Origin of the sequence: Lactococcus sp. AK05 (assembly GCF_041026685.1) — a bacterium.
Classification (GTDB): domain Bacteria; phylum Bacillota; class Bacilli; order Lactobacillales; family Streptococcaceae; genus Lactococcus; species Lactococcus lactis.
This window is the reverse complement of sequence record NZ_JBFTEI010000002.1, coordinates 292,368-308,685: the sequence shown is the minus strand read 5'-3', so window position 1 is coordinate 308,685 and position 16,318 is coordinate 292,368. Positions and strand designations below refer to the sequence as shown.

Below are 16,318 nucleotides of genomic sequence, written 5' to 3'. Positions count from 1 at the left end.
TAAAAGGAACAACATGAAAAAACACGTTTTTATCATTGGTAGCCGTGGCTTACCAGCGAAATATGGAGGGTTTGAAACATTTGTTGAAGAACTCGTCAAACATCAAAATAATAAAAATATAAAATATCATGTAGCTTGTCAAAGTGAGAATTCAGACATGGCACTACCTGGAGAACATTTTGAGTATCTTGGAGCAGATTGTTTTGTAATTAAGTTACCCAAAATTGGTTCAGCACGTGTGATTGCTTATGATATTTTAGCCATTAATGCAGCACTTAAATATTGTAAAAAAGAAGAAATCAAAGCGCCTATTTTTTATATTCTTGGGAATACAGCAGGTGGATTTATTGGCCATTATGCTAATAAAATCCATAAACTTGGTGGAAAATTATTTGTCAATCCTGATGGATTGGAATGGAAAAGAACCAAGTGGGCAGCACCAATTCGTTCTTATTTGAAATTTGCTGAGAAAAAAATGGTGCGATATGCTGATTTGATTATTTCAGATAACGCAGGAATTAAAGAATATTTAACAAGTGAATATGGACAAGTTAAATCAGAAGTGATTGCTTATGGAACAGAAAAGTTCAAGTCCGATTTGACAGAATCAGAAACTCTGGTAAAATATAAAGTTAATGATTATTATTTGATTGTAGGACGTTTTGTGCCTGAAAATAATTATGAAACGCTAATTAGAGCCTTCATGAAAAGTTCAACAAAACGAGACCTTGTGATTATTACTAATCACGAAGGCAATGCTTACTTCAAAGAATTGCGCGAAAAAACGCAATTCGACAAGGATTCACGAATTAAATTTGTTGGAACAGTCTATAATCAAAACGAATTAAGATATATTCGTGAACATGCCTTTGCCTATTTACATGGTCATGAGGTTGGGGGGACAAATCCTGGATTGCTTGAGGCCATGTGGTCAACAGCGGTCAATGTTGTTTTAGGAGTCAATTTCAACCGGACGACAGCAGGCGATTCCGTCATTTATTTTGACAAGGAAAATTTACTGACAACTTTGTCAGAAGTTGAAAATTTGACCCCAGATGAAGGTCAAAGATTACACGAAAAAGCTCAGGCAATTATCGAAGAAAAATATACTTGGGAGCATATTTGTGCTCAATATGAGGACCTTTTCGCTCCAAAGTTTACTGATGAGTCTGAGCCTTTAAGAAAAATGGAGAACCTAGCCAGAGGCGGAGATGAGAGTTAATATTTTAATGTCAACCTACAACGGCGAGAAGTTCGTCGCTGATCAGATTGAGAGTATTCAAAAACAAACTTATACTGACTGGAATTTAATCATTCGTGACGATGGTTCAAGTGATAGAACCTGCGAAATTGTTGATGATTTTGTCAGTAAAGACAACAGAATTAAATTAATTCGAGCTGAAAATGTTGGGGTGATCAAATCCTTTCATGAGCTTGTAACAGATAATAACAATGCTGACTTCTATTTTTTTGCTGACCAAGATGATTATTGGTTGCCAGAGAAGCTGTCAGTAATGCTAGAAGAAACTAAGAAACATGATAATAGTAAACCGGTCATGTATTATACAGATTTGAAAGTTACTGACAGAAACCTTAATGTGACTTCGGAATCCATGATACGCAGTCAGTCTGACCATGCAAATACAAAACTTGTTCAAGAATTGACCGAGAATACGGTCACAGGCGGAGCGAGTATGATTAATCATGAGCTTGCACAACTTTGGCAAAGCACAAATGATATTATTATGCATGATTGGTATTTGGCAATTGTAGCAGCTGCGCTCGGCGAGTTGGTTTATATTGACCAACCTACTCATCTTTATCGTCAGCACGATTCTAATGTTTTGGGAGCAAGAACCCTCTCAAAACGGATAAAAAAATGGATACACCCAAACTTATGGTTTGAAAAATATTGGTGGCTCATTACAGCCAGTCAAAAACAAGCTCAAAAATTACTGACAGAAAATTTGTCACTAATGTCGGAAACTGATAAATCACTTGTCAGTGATTATGTCAATATTTTAAAGCAACCAAAAACAGAGCGTCGACAAATTCTTGACCGATATAATTTGCGTAAAAACAAAAATTATCATACAAGTATTTTTCGCACACTTATCATCACAAAATTTGCATATAAAGGAAAAAAATAAATGAACTTCTTCAGCCGTAGAAATCAAATTCTACTTAGAGAACTTGTTAAAACTGATTTTAAACTAAGGTATCAGGGAAGCTTGATAGGGTATCTTTGGTCAATCTTAAAACCAGTCATGCTATTCGTAATTATGTATCTTGTCTTTGTTCGTTTCTTGCGCTTCGGCAGTGCAGTTCCTCATTTTGCTGTTGCGCTCTTGTTAGCATTGACCTTATGGAATTTCTTTGCTGAAACCACAAATATGGGGATGCTTTCAGTTGTCTCAAGAGGTGATTTGTTGAGGAAAATTAGCTTCTCAAAACCAATCATAATATTTTCGGTTGTTGCAAATGCACTAATTAATTTATTAATTAGTTTGGTTGTTGTTGTAATTTTTTCATTTTTAAATGGAATTCATATGTCCTGGAATGTTATCTTTGTCCTTCCACTTTTGGTTGAGTTAGTATTATTCGCAACAGGAATTGCTTTCATTTTAGCAACTATTTTTGTGAAATTCCGTGACTTGGGTCCCATTTGGGAGGTAGGCATGCAAGCAGGGTTATATGGAACGCCAATTATTTATCCAATCATTCAGGTTTCGCAAACACACCCAACAATCGCTAAAATTTTAATGCTGAATCCAATGGCTCAAATTGTCCAAGATATGCGTTATATCTTGACATTTAGTAATAATACCAATCCGACTTTGTGGCAGATGACAGATAAACCTTATCTCATCATTATTCCATATCTCATTCCATTTATCATTTTTGGAATCGGCTTGTGGATTTTTACAAAAAATTCTAGTAAATTTGCGGAGATTATCTAATGAATGACAATATTGCAGTAAAAATAGACCATGTAAGTAAATTCTTTCACCTTCCAACTGAAGCGGCAAGTAGTCTTAGGACAACTTTAGTTAACCGTCTTCGGGGAATTAAGGGATATAAAGAACAGCATGTATTAAAAGACATTGATTTCACTGTTGAAAAAGGTGACTTTTTTGGCATTGTAGGACGTAATGGTTCAGGGAAATCAACATTACTGAAAATTATTTCACAGATCTATACACCAGAAAAAGGCAATGTGATTGTTAATGGTAAATTGGTTTCATTTATTGAACTTGGTGTTGGTTTTAACCCAGAATTAACAGGTAAAGAAAATGTTTATCTGAATGGAGCAATGCTTGGATTTTCGCGTGAAGAAATTTCAGACATGTATGATGAAATTGTTGATTTTGCCGAACTTGAAGAGTTCATGAATCAAAAACTAAAAAATTATTCTTCAGGAATGCAAGTGCGTTTAGCTTTTTCTGTTGCTATTAAAGCTCGAGGAGATGTACTTGTTCTTGACGAAGTGCTTGCCGTTGGGGATGAATCTTTTCAAAGAAAATGTAACGATTACTTTTTGGAGCGTAAAAAATCAGGAAAAACAACGATTTTAGTTACGCACGATATGGGAGCTGCAAAGAAATATTGCAATAAAGCAATTCTTATAGAAAATGGATTGATTAAAGTTTCTGGTGATGTAAATGATGTTGCTAATCAGTATAGTTTGGATAATCTTCAAACAGAAGTGACAGCAAATTCAGATTTAGAGATTGATATCAAAGAGGAATGGGTTGAAAATTTAGAAGTTAATTTCATCAATCAGCAAAAAATTACACCAAATGACGAGGTTAAATTTGAAGTAAGTTATGATGTTAAAAAGGACACAGAAACATATATTGCTTTTTCATTAACAGATGTGGACCGTAATATTTGGATTTATAATGACAATTCGCTTGATTACCTCACAAAAGGGAAGGGGCATAATAGAGCAATTTACACTTGTAAATTAGATCAAGTCAACAACTTAAAACTCAAGTTACAAGTATCAATTAGAAATAAGCGGGACGAGATGATTGCTTTTGCAGATGAGAAAGTAATTTTGATTAATCGTAATGATATTTCAGATGATGATAAGAGCGCACAGGATTCTGCTACAGGGCTAATTCAGCGGAATGGGTCATGGGAGTTTGAATAAAATACAAAATCGAGCTAACAAGCAAAGCAAATATTCTAGGCCAGAAAATATTTTTCTATTTTTAATATTGCTTATCGGTTTTTTTACAATTTTCATTACTCCGCCTATGACAATGGGAGATGAAGGGTATCATCTAAGCAAGAGCTATAATCTATTTTCAACAAAAGCGCCAGAATCAATGTCTAATCTCCAAGTGAGAGCTAAAGAATTCAAAGCTATTGGAATTGGAACGGAAAGCAAAGTTAACCCTACCTTTTATAAAAAATTGATTATTAAAAAAATAAATTTGCAAGATGATGGTGTCAAATTTTCGATTTATAATAGAGGGGGAAACAGTTTCGGAAGTTTGGACTTCATGCATTTACCGGGAGCAATTGGTGTTTTGATTGCAAGACTAATTTACCCTAGCTTAGGAGTTATGGACTATGGTGGACGCATTGCCAATTTAATTTGTTTTTCGCTTATATTTTATTTTTTAATTAAAAAAAATGAGCATGCCAAGTGGTCAATGACATTGATTTTTATGGTTGGTGGTATACAAAAAATATTTAGTCCAAGTTATGATGTTGTTAGCTTTCTTGTTTTTTCTGCCTTTGTTGTGAACTTAATGGATCTCGTACGAATTGAAAAAATACGTGATGTAGGATTAAAAAAAGTAATCTATACTATTTTTCTTATTTGTTCATTCTATTTTATAAAAAGAAACTATATTTTTGCTTTTTTTGCATTATTAGGACTTCCAATGCTTTATCGTCCTGTTATTAATAAAGTAAGAAAATTAAGTAGTTTAGGAAAAACTTTTCTTTCTATGCTTATTCTTGGTATAATATCAGTAGCATGCTTATTCCTTAATAAAAAAATATCTATTTTTACAATAATAAAAAAATTTATTGAAAATTATATGAATGTTGAATTAATGGGAAATAATGCAAAACAACTTTGGCAAGTTGTGCCAACTACACTACCTATTTTTGTAAATATTCTTTTTATACTAATTTTATTTATTGTGATGATGGGAGAACTTAAAGCAACTTGGGCAACGGGAACGGTTATTATTTTCAGTTTAACTTATTTAGTCAATTGGTTTGGTATTTTTGCAGGTTTTTTTATAGATTCTGCTAGTCTTGCGAGTGCTAATCTACAAGGACGTTACCTATCGCCGTTTCTGTTTTTCTTTGTTCCATTTGTTCAAAATTTAGGACAAAAATTCAACTTTACTATGTCTGAAAAGACTGTTAGAAGACTGTCAGTGTGGACAATCATCACTATTTCTGTTTTATATTTGGTTGTTACTTTCTACAGGAGTTATGTTTTGAAAATCACACCAACTTGGACGAATAATGCATAATAGAAGGAGAAAATCATGCTAGATAAAATTTCTGTTGTTGTAACCTGTCATAATCATGAAGCTTATATTGAACAATGCTTACGAAGTGTTTTTGCACAAACTTATCGCAACATTGAATTGTTGGTCTTTAATGATGGTTCCACTGATCAGTCGGGTCAAGTAATTGAAAAAATATTGAAAGAAAGTCCATTTTCGGAAACTTTCTATTTTTCTGAAGAAAATCGAGGGATTGTTTCAATTCGAAATGATGCTCTGACGAAAATAAAAGGTGACTTTCTTCTTTTTGTTGACAGTGATAACTATCTTGACGATCAATATATTGAAATTTTACACCAGTCATTACAAGAACAAAATGTTGATATTGCCTATTGTCAGCTCTGGGATTTTGTTAATTCACGTCAAGTTTTACGTGATGATTTGGAGTTTAGTCTTGATAAAGAACTTGAGGGAAATTTGATTGATATGTCCTCCCTTGTTCGAGTATCCAAAATTTTGAACGTACGTTTTGATGAACAATTGAATCATAAAGCCCTTGAAGATTATGATTTTTGGTTATCGTTAATTTTAATTAATCATGCAAAGCCAATTTTTGTTAAAGGTATAAAACTAAATTATCGTGTCCTTAATACTTCTCGTACCGAAAGAGGAAACTGGGATAAATATTACGATTCATATTTTTATCTTTTGGAAAAGCATCAAACGTTACTTCCAAAAGAAGTGTTAAAAGCAAGTCAAGCAAATGTAAAAATATGGTTAAAAAGTTACTTAGAAAGTGACCAACAATTAACTGAAAATATTTCAAAAATTAAAGAAAAAGATAAACATATTTCTAACTTTCAAAGAGAAATTGATCTATTAAAAAGTCTTTTAGCAGCTAAAGAAGATGAGATTGATAGAACTAAGGCAGAACTCGAAGAGAAAAAGCAAGAGATAGATATTATTAAAAATTCAAAAAGTTACAAATTCCTTCAAAAATTGAAAGGAAATTAGGGAGAATCAATGAAACGCCTTTTATTATACGTCCATTTCAATAAAAACAATAAAGTAAGTGACCATGTTATTTATCAACTAAAACATATGAGAAGTTTATTTGAAAAAGTAATTTTTATCTCAAACAGTGAGTTATCAGAACAATATCAACAACAACTTGTTGACTTTGTTGATGAGTTCATTCAACGTGAAAATAAAGGTTTTGACTTCGCTGCTTGGCGTGATGGGATGGAGCAAGTAGGGTTTGACCAATTAAAGATGTATGATTCGGTTACACTGATGAATGACACTTGTTTTGGTCCTCTTTATGAAATGGCCCCTATTTATGAAAAGTATGAAATACAAAATATTGATTTTTGGGGGATAACAAATCATCGTGCCTATCATGAATCAAAAAGTCACTATTTCGATGAGCATATTCAGTCTTATTACAAAGTATTCAACAATAATGTTATTAATTCACAGATCTTTGAAGATTTTTGGAAAAGTATTGTTGATTATACGAATGTTCAAGATGTTATTGACCATTACGAAATTCAATCTACAAAAATTTTTATGGATGCTGGGTTTAAATATGAATCTGTCCTTGATACAAGGCCTCTAGATGCAAAAAATCTTTTGCATCCAGATTTTTCTTATTATGCACCAGATGTAATCCTTAAAGAAAAAGTACCCTTTATTAAAGTTAAAGCGTTCCAAAGCGTTCAAAGCAATGGTATTGCTTATTATATGCTGGACTATATTGATAGAAACACCGACTATCCAAAATCACTTGTTGTTGATCATCTCAGTACAGTTGGTTATCCAGATTTAAATTTTTTATTGCCAAGTAAAATGATTACACCGTTATCAAAAACTGTTCTTCACCAAACTGTTGCAGTACATTTGCATGTATATTATCCAGAATTACTTGAAGAATTTTTAGACGCCTTTAAAAACTTTTCGTTTGATTATGATTTGTATCTAACAACTAATACAGATGAAAAAGAAGAAATTATTAAAGAAATGTTAAAGTGTAAGGATGCCAAGGCTAAGCTTGTCAGGACACCTAATCATGGGCGTGATATAGTGCCGTTTTTAGCACTTAAAGAAGAATTAAAAAAATATGATATTGTTGGTCATTTTCATACAAAGCGCTCCTTAGAGGCTGCCTTTTTTGCAGGGGAATCTTGGAGAACTGAGTTAATATCAATGTTGATTGAACCTGCTGATAACATTATGGCACATTTTGAGCAAAAACAAAAATTAGGAATCGTGATTGCTGATATTCCAAGTTTCTTTAGGTTTAACAAAATTGTCAATGCTGACAATGAAAATAAACAGATTGCTCCTATTATGAATGATATCTGGAAAAGAATGAAAATGAATAAGAAAGTCAATTTTCATGATTTTAATACATTTACAATGAGTTATGGGACATTTTTTTGGGCTAAAACAGAAGTTCTTGAACCTTTATTTAATTTAGAAATAATGGATCGAGAAATTCCAAATGAACCCCTGCCCCAAAATACAATTTTGCATGCGATTGAACGGATGCTAATTTATCTTGCATGGGACAAAGAAATGGACTTCAAAATCAGCCCAAATAAATTGAATCTTACTCCATTTATTGACTCACGAACTTTAAACCAACGTTTTTATATTAGCCCTGAAAATTCAGATGATATAAGATTACGATATGTTTTGGCTCTTTCAATAAAGAAATTAAAAAGATTAATTGTTTATAGGTTTTATAAATTATTTAAATTGGATACAACAAAGCTATTTGTGAAAGAGTGAGTATGAAAAGGAATCAAAAATTATTTATCTTGGTTATAAGTGTTATTTTATTATTTATAACTCAATTGGCAGTTAGCATAATTCCAAATCAAATGCCTAATACTTCGAAACTGTTTATTTCATTAGTCGTTATTGTGGGTGTTGTATTTTGCTTAAAACTTGGTAATAGTGAAAAATTAGCTAAGAATACTTTTTTTATAATTTTATTTTTTGGAATAGGAATCTCTTTGATAAAACCAGTTCAATTTGGAATTGATGAGGAAACCCATCTTAGATGGACGATTAGACTTGCTGATGGACAATTATTCACACGTGAACAAGAAAAACAGCCAGATTGGGCTACAGTTGAAAAATACGATACATTACGAAATCCAGCGGCTGAACATGCCAAAAATGGATTTCCTAATAAATTTTTCTCAGATGAACATAAAGCATCAACTTATTCTGGAAAAAAAATTGGGATTAACAATATATCACTAATTCCTAATGCATTGGGGTGGAAAATTGGTATGGTCACCACTTCAAGGGTTGCTGTGGCTTATTATCTGGGTAGAATCTTTAATGTAATTGCTTATGCACTTATGGTATGCTTGGCAATGAAAATTGGAAAGAAATATAGAGAAGTTTTGCTATTATTCGCTGCTTTTCCTACAACCTTATGGATTGTATCAAGTTTTCAGTATGATTGGCTTTTTTACAGTTTATCTTTAATGATATTAGCATTTATCACAAAGTTTATCTCTGAAAAAGAGAGCATCAGAAAAAAAGATCTAATCCTTTATCTTGTGACGACAACATTAATGATGTTTCCAAAGTTCCCATTTATATTGATGGGGGTTGTTCCATTATTTATTTCCAAACGTTACTATATTAATGTAAAAGATAAAATTTGGTACGGAATTTCACTAATTGGGAGTGTTTTAATTGCAGTAGGATGGTATCTGCAGTCCACGATCGTGAAAATGATTTCTAAGGGAACTTCTCCTGAAGTGAGCACTAATATAACAAATAAAGCAGGTATAAGCTATTTCATTAAACATCCTCTACCTATAGTTAGAACTTTTATAAGAGATGTTTTAGGCTCTTTTAGCGGATTTTCTGGTTCAAATACTTCAAATCCTCCGGCCCCTCTTCAGTATGTTCAACATACTTCAAATTTTATCACGGGAATTCTACCAGTTATCTTTACTTTTTTATTCATACTTGTAACAATTCGAATAAAAATTAAATTGGATAAAACAGCTAAAATATTTATTTATATTGGATATTTAGTAATTAGTTTAGCTATTATTTATGCATTATCTGGCGATAATAGGGTTGGTTATAATATTGGAGAATTGTCAATCAATGGAGTTCAGTTTAGATATTTTTATCCAATATTACTAAGTCTACCATTATTATGGAGGGATTGGATGAAAAAAATTATTCCAATTAATGAGGTTAAAGAATTGGAAGACGAAAGCAGAATTACTGATTTTCTTCAAATATCAATGATTTATATTAACGTTTTAATTTTATCACTTGGGATGTATACTTTAGTTAGTTGAAAAAAGTTTGAGTAAAGTTTAAAATGAGGTGTATTTTGTGAAACAGAGTAAAAAAATTTATCTGAAGTTTAATTAGGGAAAAGAGATTTATGAATAAACAACGAATTTTATTAATTATTCCAGCGTATAACGAATCTGAAGGAATCATCAAAGTCGTAGAAGTCGTAAAACAGTATATTAGTAAAATTGAATTAGAAATTGATTATGTAGTTATCAACGATGGTTCAACGGATAATGAGGAGGAGGTTTTACGTGAACACAATATTACTCACATTGAGCTTATTCAAAATCTCGGAATAGGTGGTGCTGTTCAAACAGGATATATGTATGCACTGGAAAATTCCTATGATATTGCCGTTCAATTTGACGGAGATGGTCAACATGATATTCACTCTCTACCAAATCTAATTGACCCTATATTAAATGATGAGGCTGATTTCACGGTTGGTTCAAGGTTTTTAGATGAAAGTAACTCAGAGTTTAAATCGTCAAAATCTCGCCAATTAGGAATAAAAATTTTGTCTTCATTGATATATATGTCTTCTAAAATAAAAATTAAAGATGTTACCAGTGGGTATCGGGCAGGAAATCGTAAAGCTATTGAACAATTTGTTAAAAGATACCCAAGACAATATCCAGAACCTGAGAGCTATATGCACCTTTTTTCAAAAAATGTTCGAGTTAAAGAAGTAGGAGTAAGAATGTTTGAACGAACAACTGGAGTTTCAAGTATCAATTTAATTAAGGGTGTAAACTATATGGTTAGCGTCTCTCTAGCAATTTTAGCAAGCTCTATATTAGGAAAGGAGAAATGATAATGCCTATACAACTTCGGCTATTGGCCATTATACTTGCTGTACTCTTTTTTGTTTATATGGTAAGATTGGTCAGAAAAGATAAGGCTGAAATAAGACACATGTTAAAATGGCTTGTTTTGGCCCTCATTATTTTGATTGGAGCAATATTTCCAGAAATGGGAAGTAGAATTGCTCACTTTTTTGGAATTCAAACCCTAACCTCACTCGCTCTGTTCATACTGGTAGGTATCCTACTAATAATTTCCTTGAAATACCAGATGTCCCTGATATCTGCAGAAAAACAGATTAAAAATTTGATACAAGAGGTTTCCTTGGCAAATAAGAAAATCAAAGATCTGGAGAGAAAAAATGATAACAAAGAGTAATATACTAATAACAGGTGGAGCAGGTTTTATTGGCTCAAGTTTAGCGAACGAATTACTACCTCAAAATAAGATTACTGTTATTGATAATCTTTCGATGGGAGATTTTAATAATCTTCATGAATCAAGTAATCTTACAAAAATTTTAGGTGATGTCACTGATAAAAATCTCCTGGTAAAAGTTTTGGAAGAAAATGATTTTGATTATATTTTTCATTTAGCAGCAATTGCTTCAGTTGCCGATTCAGTTGCACGGCCGTATGAAACTCATCAAGTTAATTTTGATAGTACGATGATACTTCTCGAGATTTTACGTCAAAATAAAAAATCATTGAAACGATTTGTTTTCTCTTCAAGCGCTGCTGTATATGGTGACGAACCTACGCTCCCTAAAACTGAAGAAAGTACAATTCGTCCTCTTACTCCCTATGCAATTGATAAATTTGCTTCTGAAAAAATGGCAATGATTTATAATAATTTATATGATGTTCCTACCAGTGCAACACGCTTTTTCAATGTTTATGGACCAAATCAAAATCCCAATTCACCCTATTCAGGATTTATTTCCATTCTTGTTGACCGTTTGCGAGAAAGTACAGAATTGACTATTTTTGGAGATGGAGAACAGTCTCGAGATTTTGTATATATAGAAGATGTTATTCAAGCCTTATTACTAATAGCGACCTCTGAACAATCCTTTGGAGAAGTCTATAATGTCGGGACTGGGGTCAAAAATTCAATAAACGATTTAACGAAATTTGCTCAAAAATTTACAAATAAAGAGCTATCTATCAAATTTGATGATGTGCGACAAGGAGATATCAAAGACTCAGTTTCCGATATTTCAAAACTTAAGGACATAGGATACTCACCTAAATTTGATTTATCTAATGGTATGAAAAAGTACCTCAACTATGAATTTAAATAATGAAAAACGAATTTAAAACAGGCATTTTTTTTACTGCAATTGCTCAGTATAGCACAGTCGTTGTACAGCTTATAATCAATATGATTCTCTCACGATTACTAACCCCAGAAGAAATTGGAACGGTTACCATCGTGCAAGTTATTATATTTTTCTTCCAACTTTTAGCCGGATCAGCAATTGGACCTGCTATCATCCAAAACAAAAATTTGAATGAAAAAGACTACGGAATAATTTTTAACTATTCTGCTATTTTTGGTATATTTTTGGTTCTAGCTTTTGGCTTTGGAGGAGGAATAATCCTTAGCACTATTTATAGTAATCCAATATATATCCCACTATGTTGGGCAATGACGCCTATTATTATGATGAGTTCTATGGTACAAGTTCCTAATGGAATTCTTGGTAAAGAAAAGCGATTCAAAGAAATAAGTATTCGTTTACTTTTATCAGGTATTTTGGGAGCGATTTTTGGTATTACAGCAGCTTTTCTACACGCTGGAGTTTATGCAATGGTTCTTGTCTATGTTGTCACTGACTTAACAAGTTTTCTATTGACCTTTAAAATTGTTAAGATAGATTATACTAGATCTCTAAATTTTAAACCAGTTAGAGAAATTTTACCTTTTGTTAAACATCAGACAGGATTCTCCGTTATCAATTATTTTTATCGAAATTTGGACAATTTATTAGTTGGGAAATTTCTTGGCACTACACTGCTAGGAAATTATTCAAAGAGTTATCAACTTTTATCTTTCCCGATTACAATTTTTTTGAATGTTATCAATCCAGTGATGCAACCTATTCTGGCTGAACATGAAAAAAATGTTGTATTAATTAGAGATACCTACCTCAAAGTTTGTCGCCTGCTTGCAATTGTTGCTATCCCAGTTTCAATTTTCTTCTCATTAAATGCGGGTCCTATTATTTATTTACTTTTTGGTAAGCAATGGAGTATGGCAATTCTCCCACTTTCTATACTAAGTTTAAGTATTTGTCCCCAAATGTTGTCACAGTCAATGTCTGCAATTTGGCAATCTCGTAACCTTACTAAAATTCAATCAGTAAGTGGTTTTATTTCTCTTGGAATCATCAGCTTATGTATTTTCATAGGGATTTTAGGTGGTAACTTAACTAGTGTTTCAATTGCCGTATCAGGAGCATATTTCTTGAATTTTATTGTTTCTGGAAGTCTATTGATGAAACGTGCCTTAGATAGTAACTTTTTCCAACTTTTTAAAGTGATTATTAAACCACTATTTTTGGGAGTCATTTTGAGTGTTATCGTCATTTTAACCAATCCATATATTAGTTTTTCAAATCTGTTTATCACTCTGTTACTGAGAGGGATTATTTGGCTAATTATTGTTGCACTATTTTTAGTCGTTACAGGAGAATTTAAGAAAATTAAGGAAATGGTAAAAAAATGAAGGAAAAAACAGTTGCAATTTTTAATGGTTATTATATTCCCCATCTTGGAGGTGTAGAACGTTATACTTATAACATCGCTAAGAAGTTGACTGAAAAGGGTTACCGTGTTATTATCATAACAACTCAACATGATGAAAACTTAGCCAATGAAGAAATTCAAGAAGGAATAAAAGTTTATCGCTTACCCATAAAAAATCTTTGGAAAAATAGATATCCTTTTTTGAAAAAAAATCGAATTTATCATTCATTAATAGAAAAAATTGAAACAGAGCCAATTGATTATTATGTTGCTAATACTCGTTTTCATCTTCCTGCTATGCTTGGAGTTAAAATGGCAAAAGCAAAAGGAAAAGAAGCAATTGTAATTGAACATGGTTCCTCTTACTTGACATTAAATAACCCAGTTCTAGACTTTGTGTTGAGAAAAATAGAACAATGGCTTATTGGAAGGGTGAAAAAAGATACAAGTTTATTCTATGGTGTTTCAAACGAAGCATCCGAGTGGTTAAAAACTTTTAATATAAAAGCTAAAGGGGTCTTATCTAATGCAGTTGCTGTTGATGAGTATCTTAATCAAAAAATCGAAAAAGATGAAAATAAGATTACTATATCCTATGCAGGTCGTCTGATTCCTCAAATGAAAGGTGTAGAAATACTCCTATCTACTTTTTCTAAACTCTCAAAAGAACGAAAAAATTTAGAATTAATTATTGCAGGGGATGGTCCACTTTTAAAAGAGGTTCAAAGAAATTATTCACAAGACAATATCAAGTTTTTGGGGTATGTTCCTTATGAGAAAGTATTGGAAATTGATGCAAAATCAGATGTGTTTGTGCTTATGTCTCGTAGTGAAGGTTTTGCAACGGCGATGCTAGAAGCAGCGATGTTAGAGAATATTATCATAACAACACCCACTGTTGGAGGGGCTAGAGACATCATGCCTGATGAAACTTATGGCTATATTATTGAAAATAATGAAACAGAATTATTTGAAACATTAACAAAAGTTTTAGATAATAAAGAGTATATGAGATTAATGCAGAAGAAAATTTCTAAAAATGTGTTGGAAAATTTCACATGGGATCAATCTGCAAAACAATTTATAAAAGTTTTTAACGAATTGGATGAAAAATAATGAAAGAACTCACTAACGAAGAACTTCGGGGAATACAATTAGAACAACTAAAATATATCGATCAGATTTGTCGAGAAAATGGTATTGAATATACGCTTGCAGGTGGTTCTCTAATTGGGGCGATTCGACATGGGGGATATATCCCTTGGGACGACGATATTGATATAGAGTTAACCCGGCCACATTATGACCATTTAATTAGTGTTTTGATGAATCAACTACCAAATGAAAAATATGCACTTTTACATTATAAAGTAAGGGAAACTTATCTCCCCTTTGCTAAACTTTATGATACTCGTACAAGTTTTACAAGTAAAATTGACAACTTAAATCGAGGGACTGGTGTCTTTTTAGATATCTTTCCAATGGATATTTTACCTGACAATGAAGAAGAAAGACAACTCTTTAAAAAAGAGTTTTTGAAAAAGGCAATTCAACTAACGGCTTCCAATCCTCATGGCTTAGATTTTGCAAGTTCAAGTAAAAAAATATATTTTTGGGGTAAACTTGTTTTATGGATGCCTCAACACATTCGTTTCTATGGAAAATATCGAATTTTGGCTGAACAATTGGATAAATTCATGCAAAAATATAGTAATAGCGATAACCAATTAATTAGTTATCTTTACACTGGCTATAAAAAAGCTATTTTCCCTAAAGACATTTGGGAAGAATACGAAGATGTTAAGTTTGAGGGGTTAATCGCTCGTAAACTTAAAAATCATGAGGCATATTTAACTCGTCAATATGGCGACTACATGAAACTCCCACCAGAGAATGAACGAGTTAATCACGATTATTATAAATGGTACTGGAAGGAAAAAAATGAAATTTAGTGTAATAATACCAGTATACAACGCTTCTAAGTTTATTGATTATTGTGTTGAATCAGTATTGAGTCAATCTTATTCAGATTTAGAAGTTATCCTTATAAATGATGGTTCGACAGATAAATCAGGAGAAATTTGTGAGGGGCTCGCTAGAAAAGATAATCGAGTGAAAGTCTATCATCAAGAAAATCAAGGTGCAGCTGTCGCTAGAAATCATGGAATTCGTAAAGCAACAGGTGATTATCTACTATTTCCTGATAGTGATGACTATTATGCCTCTTCTCTCGGTTTTGAAGAAATTAATAATCAATTAGAAGAAACCAAAGCGGACGTTTTAATTCATGACTCTTTTGTTGAAAGAGGCAATGGAACTCCTGATGATTTGCATTCTTCTCTTTTAAGAGAAGAAGTTTTAAAGCTAGAGAAAATAGAGTTTATAGAGTATTTAATTAAAAAAGATAAATTAACACGTTCGGCATGGACGAAAGTAATAAGTAGAAGTTTTATATCTAAAAATAATATTTTATTTCCTACTGTAAGACAAACAGAAGATACAGGTTTCACTGCAGAGCTTGTTAGACTAGGGAATTCTTTTGATTGGTATGAGAAACAATTTTATGCTTATGTAAAACACGATGAAAGTGTTACTGCAAAAAGACTCCCAGAATCAATCATCCATGATTCATTTTCTGTTATTAAAACAGCGGTAATAAATGGCGAATTAATTAAAGATAGTAGATACCGAGAGGCTTATTATTCTTACCTTGCTTATCCTTACGTTGTTCTTATTGGACAGACAAAAGAGGCAATCAACAGAGGGGCAATAAAAGAAAATACTATCTTAAATGATTTAAAACAATACTCATTTCTTATGAAATATAATTTAAACCCCAAGCTGAAAGTTATAAAACACTTATATAAATTATTTGGTTATTCAATGATTGTCTTTCTTTTGAGTGTAATGATGGAGCTAACATACCGAAAGCAAGGAGTATAA

15 protein-coding genes are annotated in these 16,318 nt (G+C 32.1%); all 15 read left to right on the top strand.

The window, feature by feature from the left end:
* Positions 1-13 precede the first annotated feature (13 nt).
* The gene (gene cps2T, locus AB6B24_RS06045; RefSeq protein WP_311843992.1) at positions 14-1,222 is read left to right on the top strand and encodes a beta 1-4 rhamnosyltransferase Cps2T; all 1,209 of its coding nucleotides are present in this window, start codon (positions 14-16) and stop codon (positions 1,220-1,222) included.
* Complete coding sequence (locus AB6B24_RS06040) at positions 1,212-2,150, top strand: glycosyltransferase family 2 protein (protein ID WP_311843993.1); 939 nt, start codon at positions 1,212-1,214, stop codon at positions 2,148-2,150. The genes cps2T and AB6B24_RS06040 overlap by 11 nt, the downstream gene beginning before the upstream one ends.
* A complete protein-coding gene (locus tag AB6B24_RS06035; protein WP_311843994.1) occupies positions 2,151-2,960 on the top strand; it encodes an ABC transporter permease in 810 nt (269 codons plus the stop codon).
* Positions 2,960-4,156: an ABC transporter ATP-binding protein gene (locus tag AB6B24_RS06030; protein ID WP_369164310.1), complete on the top strand. Its 1,197-nt coding sequence runs from the start codon at positions 2,960-2,962 to the stop codon at positions 4,154-4,156. Before AB6B24_RS06035 ends, AB6B24_RS06030 begins: the two co-directional genes overlap by 1 nt.
* Positions 4,149-5,504, top strand: coding sequence for a DUF2142 domain-containing protein (locus AB6B24_RS06025; RefSeq protein ID WP_311843995.1), 1,356 nt, complete (start codon positions 4,149-4,151; stop codon positions 5,502-5,504). Before AB6B24_RS06030 ends, AB6B24_RS06025 begins: the two co-directional genes overlap by 8 nt.
* Positions 5,505-5,519: 15 nt before the next feature.
* Positions 5,520-6,494 carry a glycosyltransferase family A protein gene (locus tag AB6B24_RS06020; protein ID WP_311843996.1) on the top strand — a complete coding sequence of 325 codons (975 nt, stop codon included), beginning with the start codon at positions 5,520-5,522 and terminating at the stop codon, positions 6,492-6,494.
* A gap of 9 nt (positions 6,495-6,503) precedes the next feature.
* Positions 6,504-8,273 carry a rhamnan synthesis F family protein gene (locus tag AB6B24_RS06015; RefSeq protein WP_369164309.1) on the top strand — a complete coding sequence of 590 codons (1,770 nt, stop codon included), beginning with the start codon at positions 6,504-6,506 and terminating at the stop codon, positions 8,271-8,273.
* Positions 8,274-8,275: 2 nt separating this feature from the next.
* Entirely contained in the window at positions 8,276-9,820 is a 1,545-nt protein-coding gene (locus tag AB6B24_RS06010; RefSeq protein WP_311843998.1) for a DUF2142 domain-containing protein, read from the top strand.
* A gap of 89 nt (positions 9,821-9,909) precedes the next feature.
* Positions 9,910-10,635, top strand: a complete 726-nt coding sequence (locus AB6B24_RS06005) for a glycosyltransferase family 2 protein (RefSeq protein ID WP_058217168.1) — start codon at positions 9,910-9,912, stop codon at positions 10,633-10,635.
* 2 nt (positions 10,636-10,637) lie between these two features.
* Positions 10,638-11,003 carry a DUF2304 domain-containing protein gene (locus AB6B24_RS06000; protein ID WP_031296758.1) on the top strand — a complete coding sequence of 122 codons (366 nt, stop codon included), beginning with the start codon at positions 10,638-10,640 and terminating at the stop codon, positions 11,001-11,003.
* Complete coding sequence (locus AB6B24_RS05995; RefSeq protein ID WP_311843999.1) at positions 10,987-11,928, top strand: NAD-dependent epimerase/dehydratase family protein; 942 nt, start codon at positions 10,987-10,989, stop codon at positions 11,926-11,928. The genes AB6B24_RS06000 and AB6B24_RS05995 overlap by 17 nt, the downstream gene beginning before the upstream one ends.
* Positions 11,928-13,355 (top strand): lipopolysaccharide biosynthesis protein, encoded by a 1,428-nt coding sequence (locus tag AB6B24_RS05990; protein ID WP_311844000.1) that lies wholly within the window; start codon positions 11,928-11,930, stop codon positions 13,353-13,355. The genes AB6B24_RS05995 and AB6B24_RS05990 overlap by 1 nt, the downstream gene beginning before the upstream one ends.
* Positions 13,352-14,491 carry a glycosyltransferase family 4 protein gene (locus AB6B24_RS05985; protein WP_311844001.1) on the top strand — a complete coding sequence of 380 codons (1,140 nt, stop codon included), beginning with the start codon at positions 13,352-13,354 and terminating at the stop codon, positions 14,489-14,491. Before AB6B24_RS05990 ends, AB6B24_RS05985 begins: the two co-directional genes overlap by 4 nt.
* Complete coding sequence (locus AB6B24_RS05980; RefSeq protein WP_311844002.1) at positions 14,491-15,327, top strand: phosphorylcholine transferase LicD; 837 nt, start codon at positions 14,491-14,493, stop codon at positions 15,325-15,327. Before AB6B24_RS05985 ends, AB6B24_RS05980 begins: the two co-directional genes overlap by 1 nt.
* Entirely contained in the window at positions 15,317-16,318 is a 1,002-nt protein-coding gene (locus AB6B24_RS05975) for a glycosyltransferase (RefSeq protein WP_311844003.1), read from the top strand. Before AB6B24_RS05980 ends, AB6B24_RS05975 begins: the two co-directional genes overlap by 11 nt.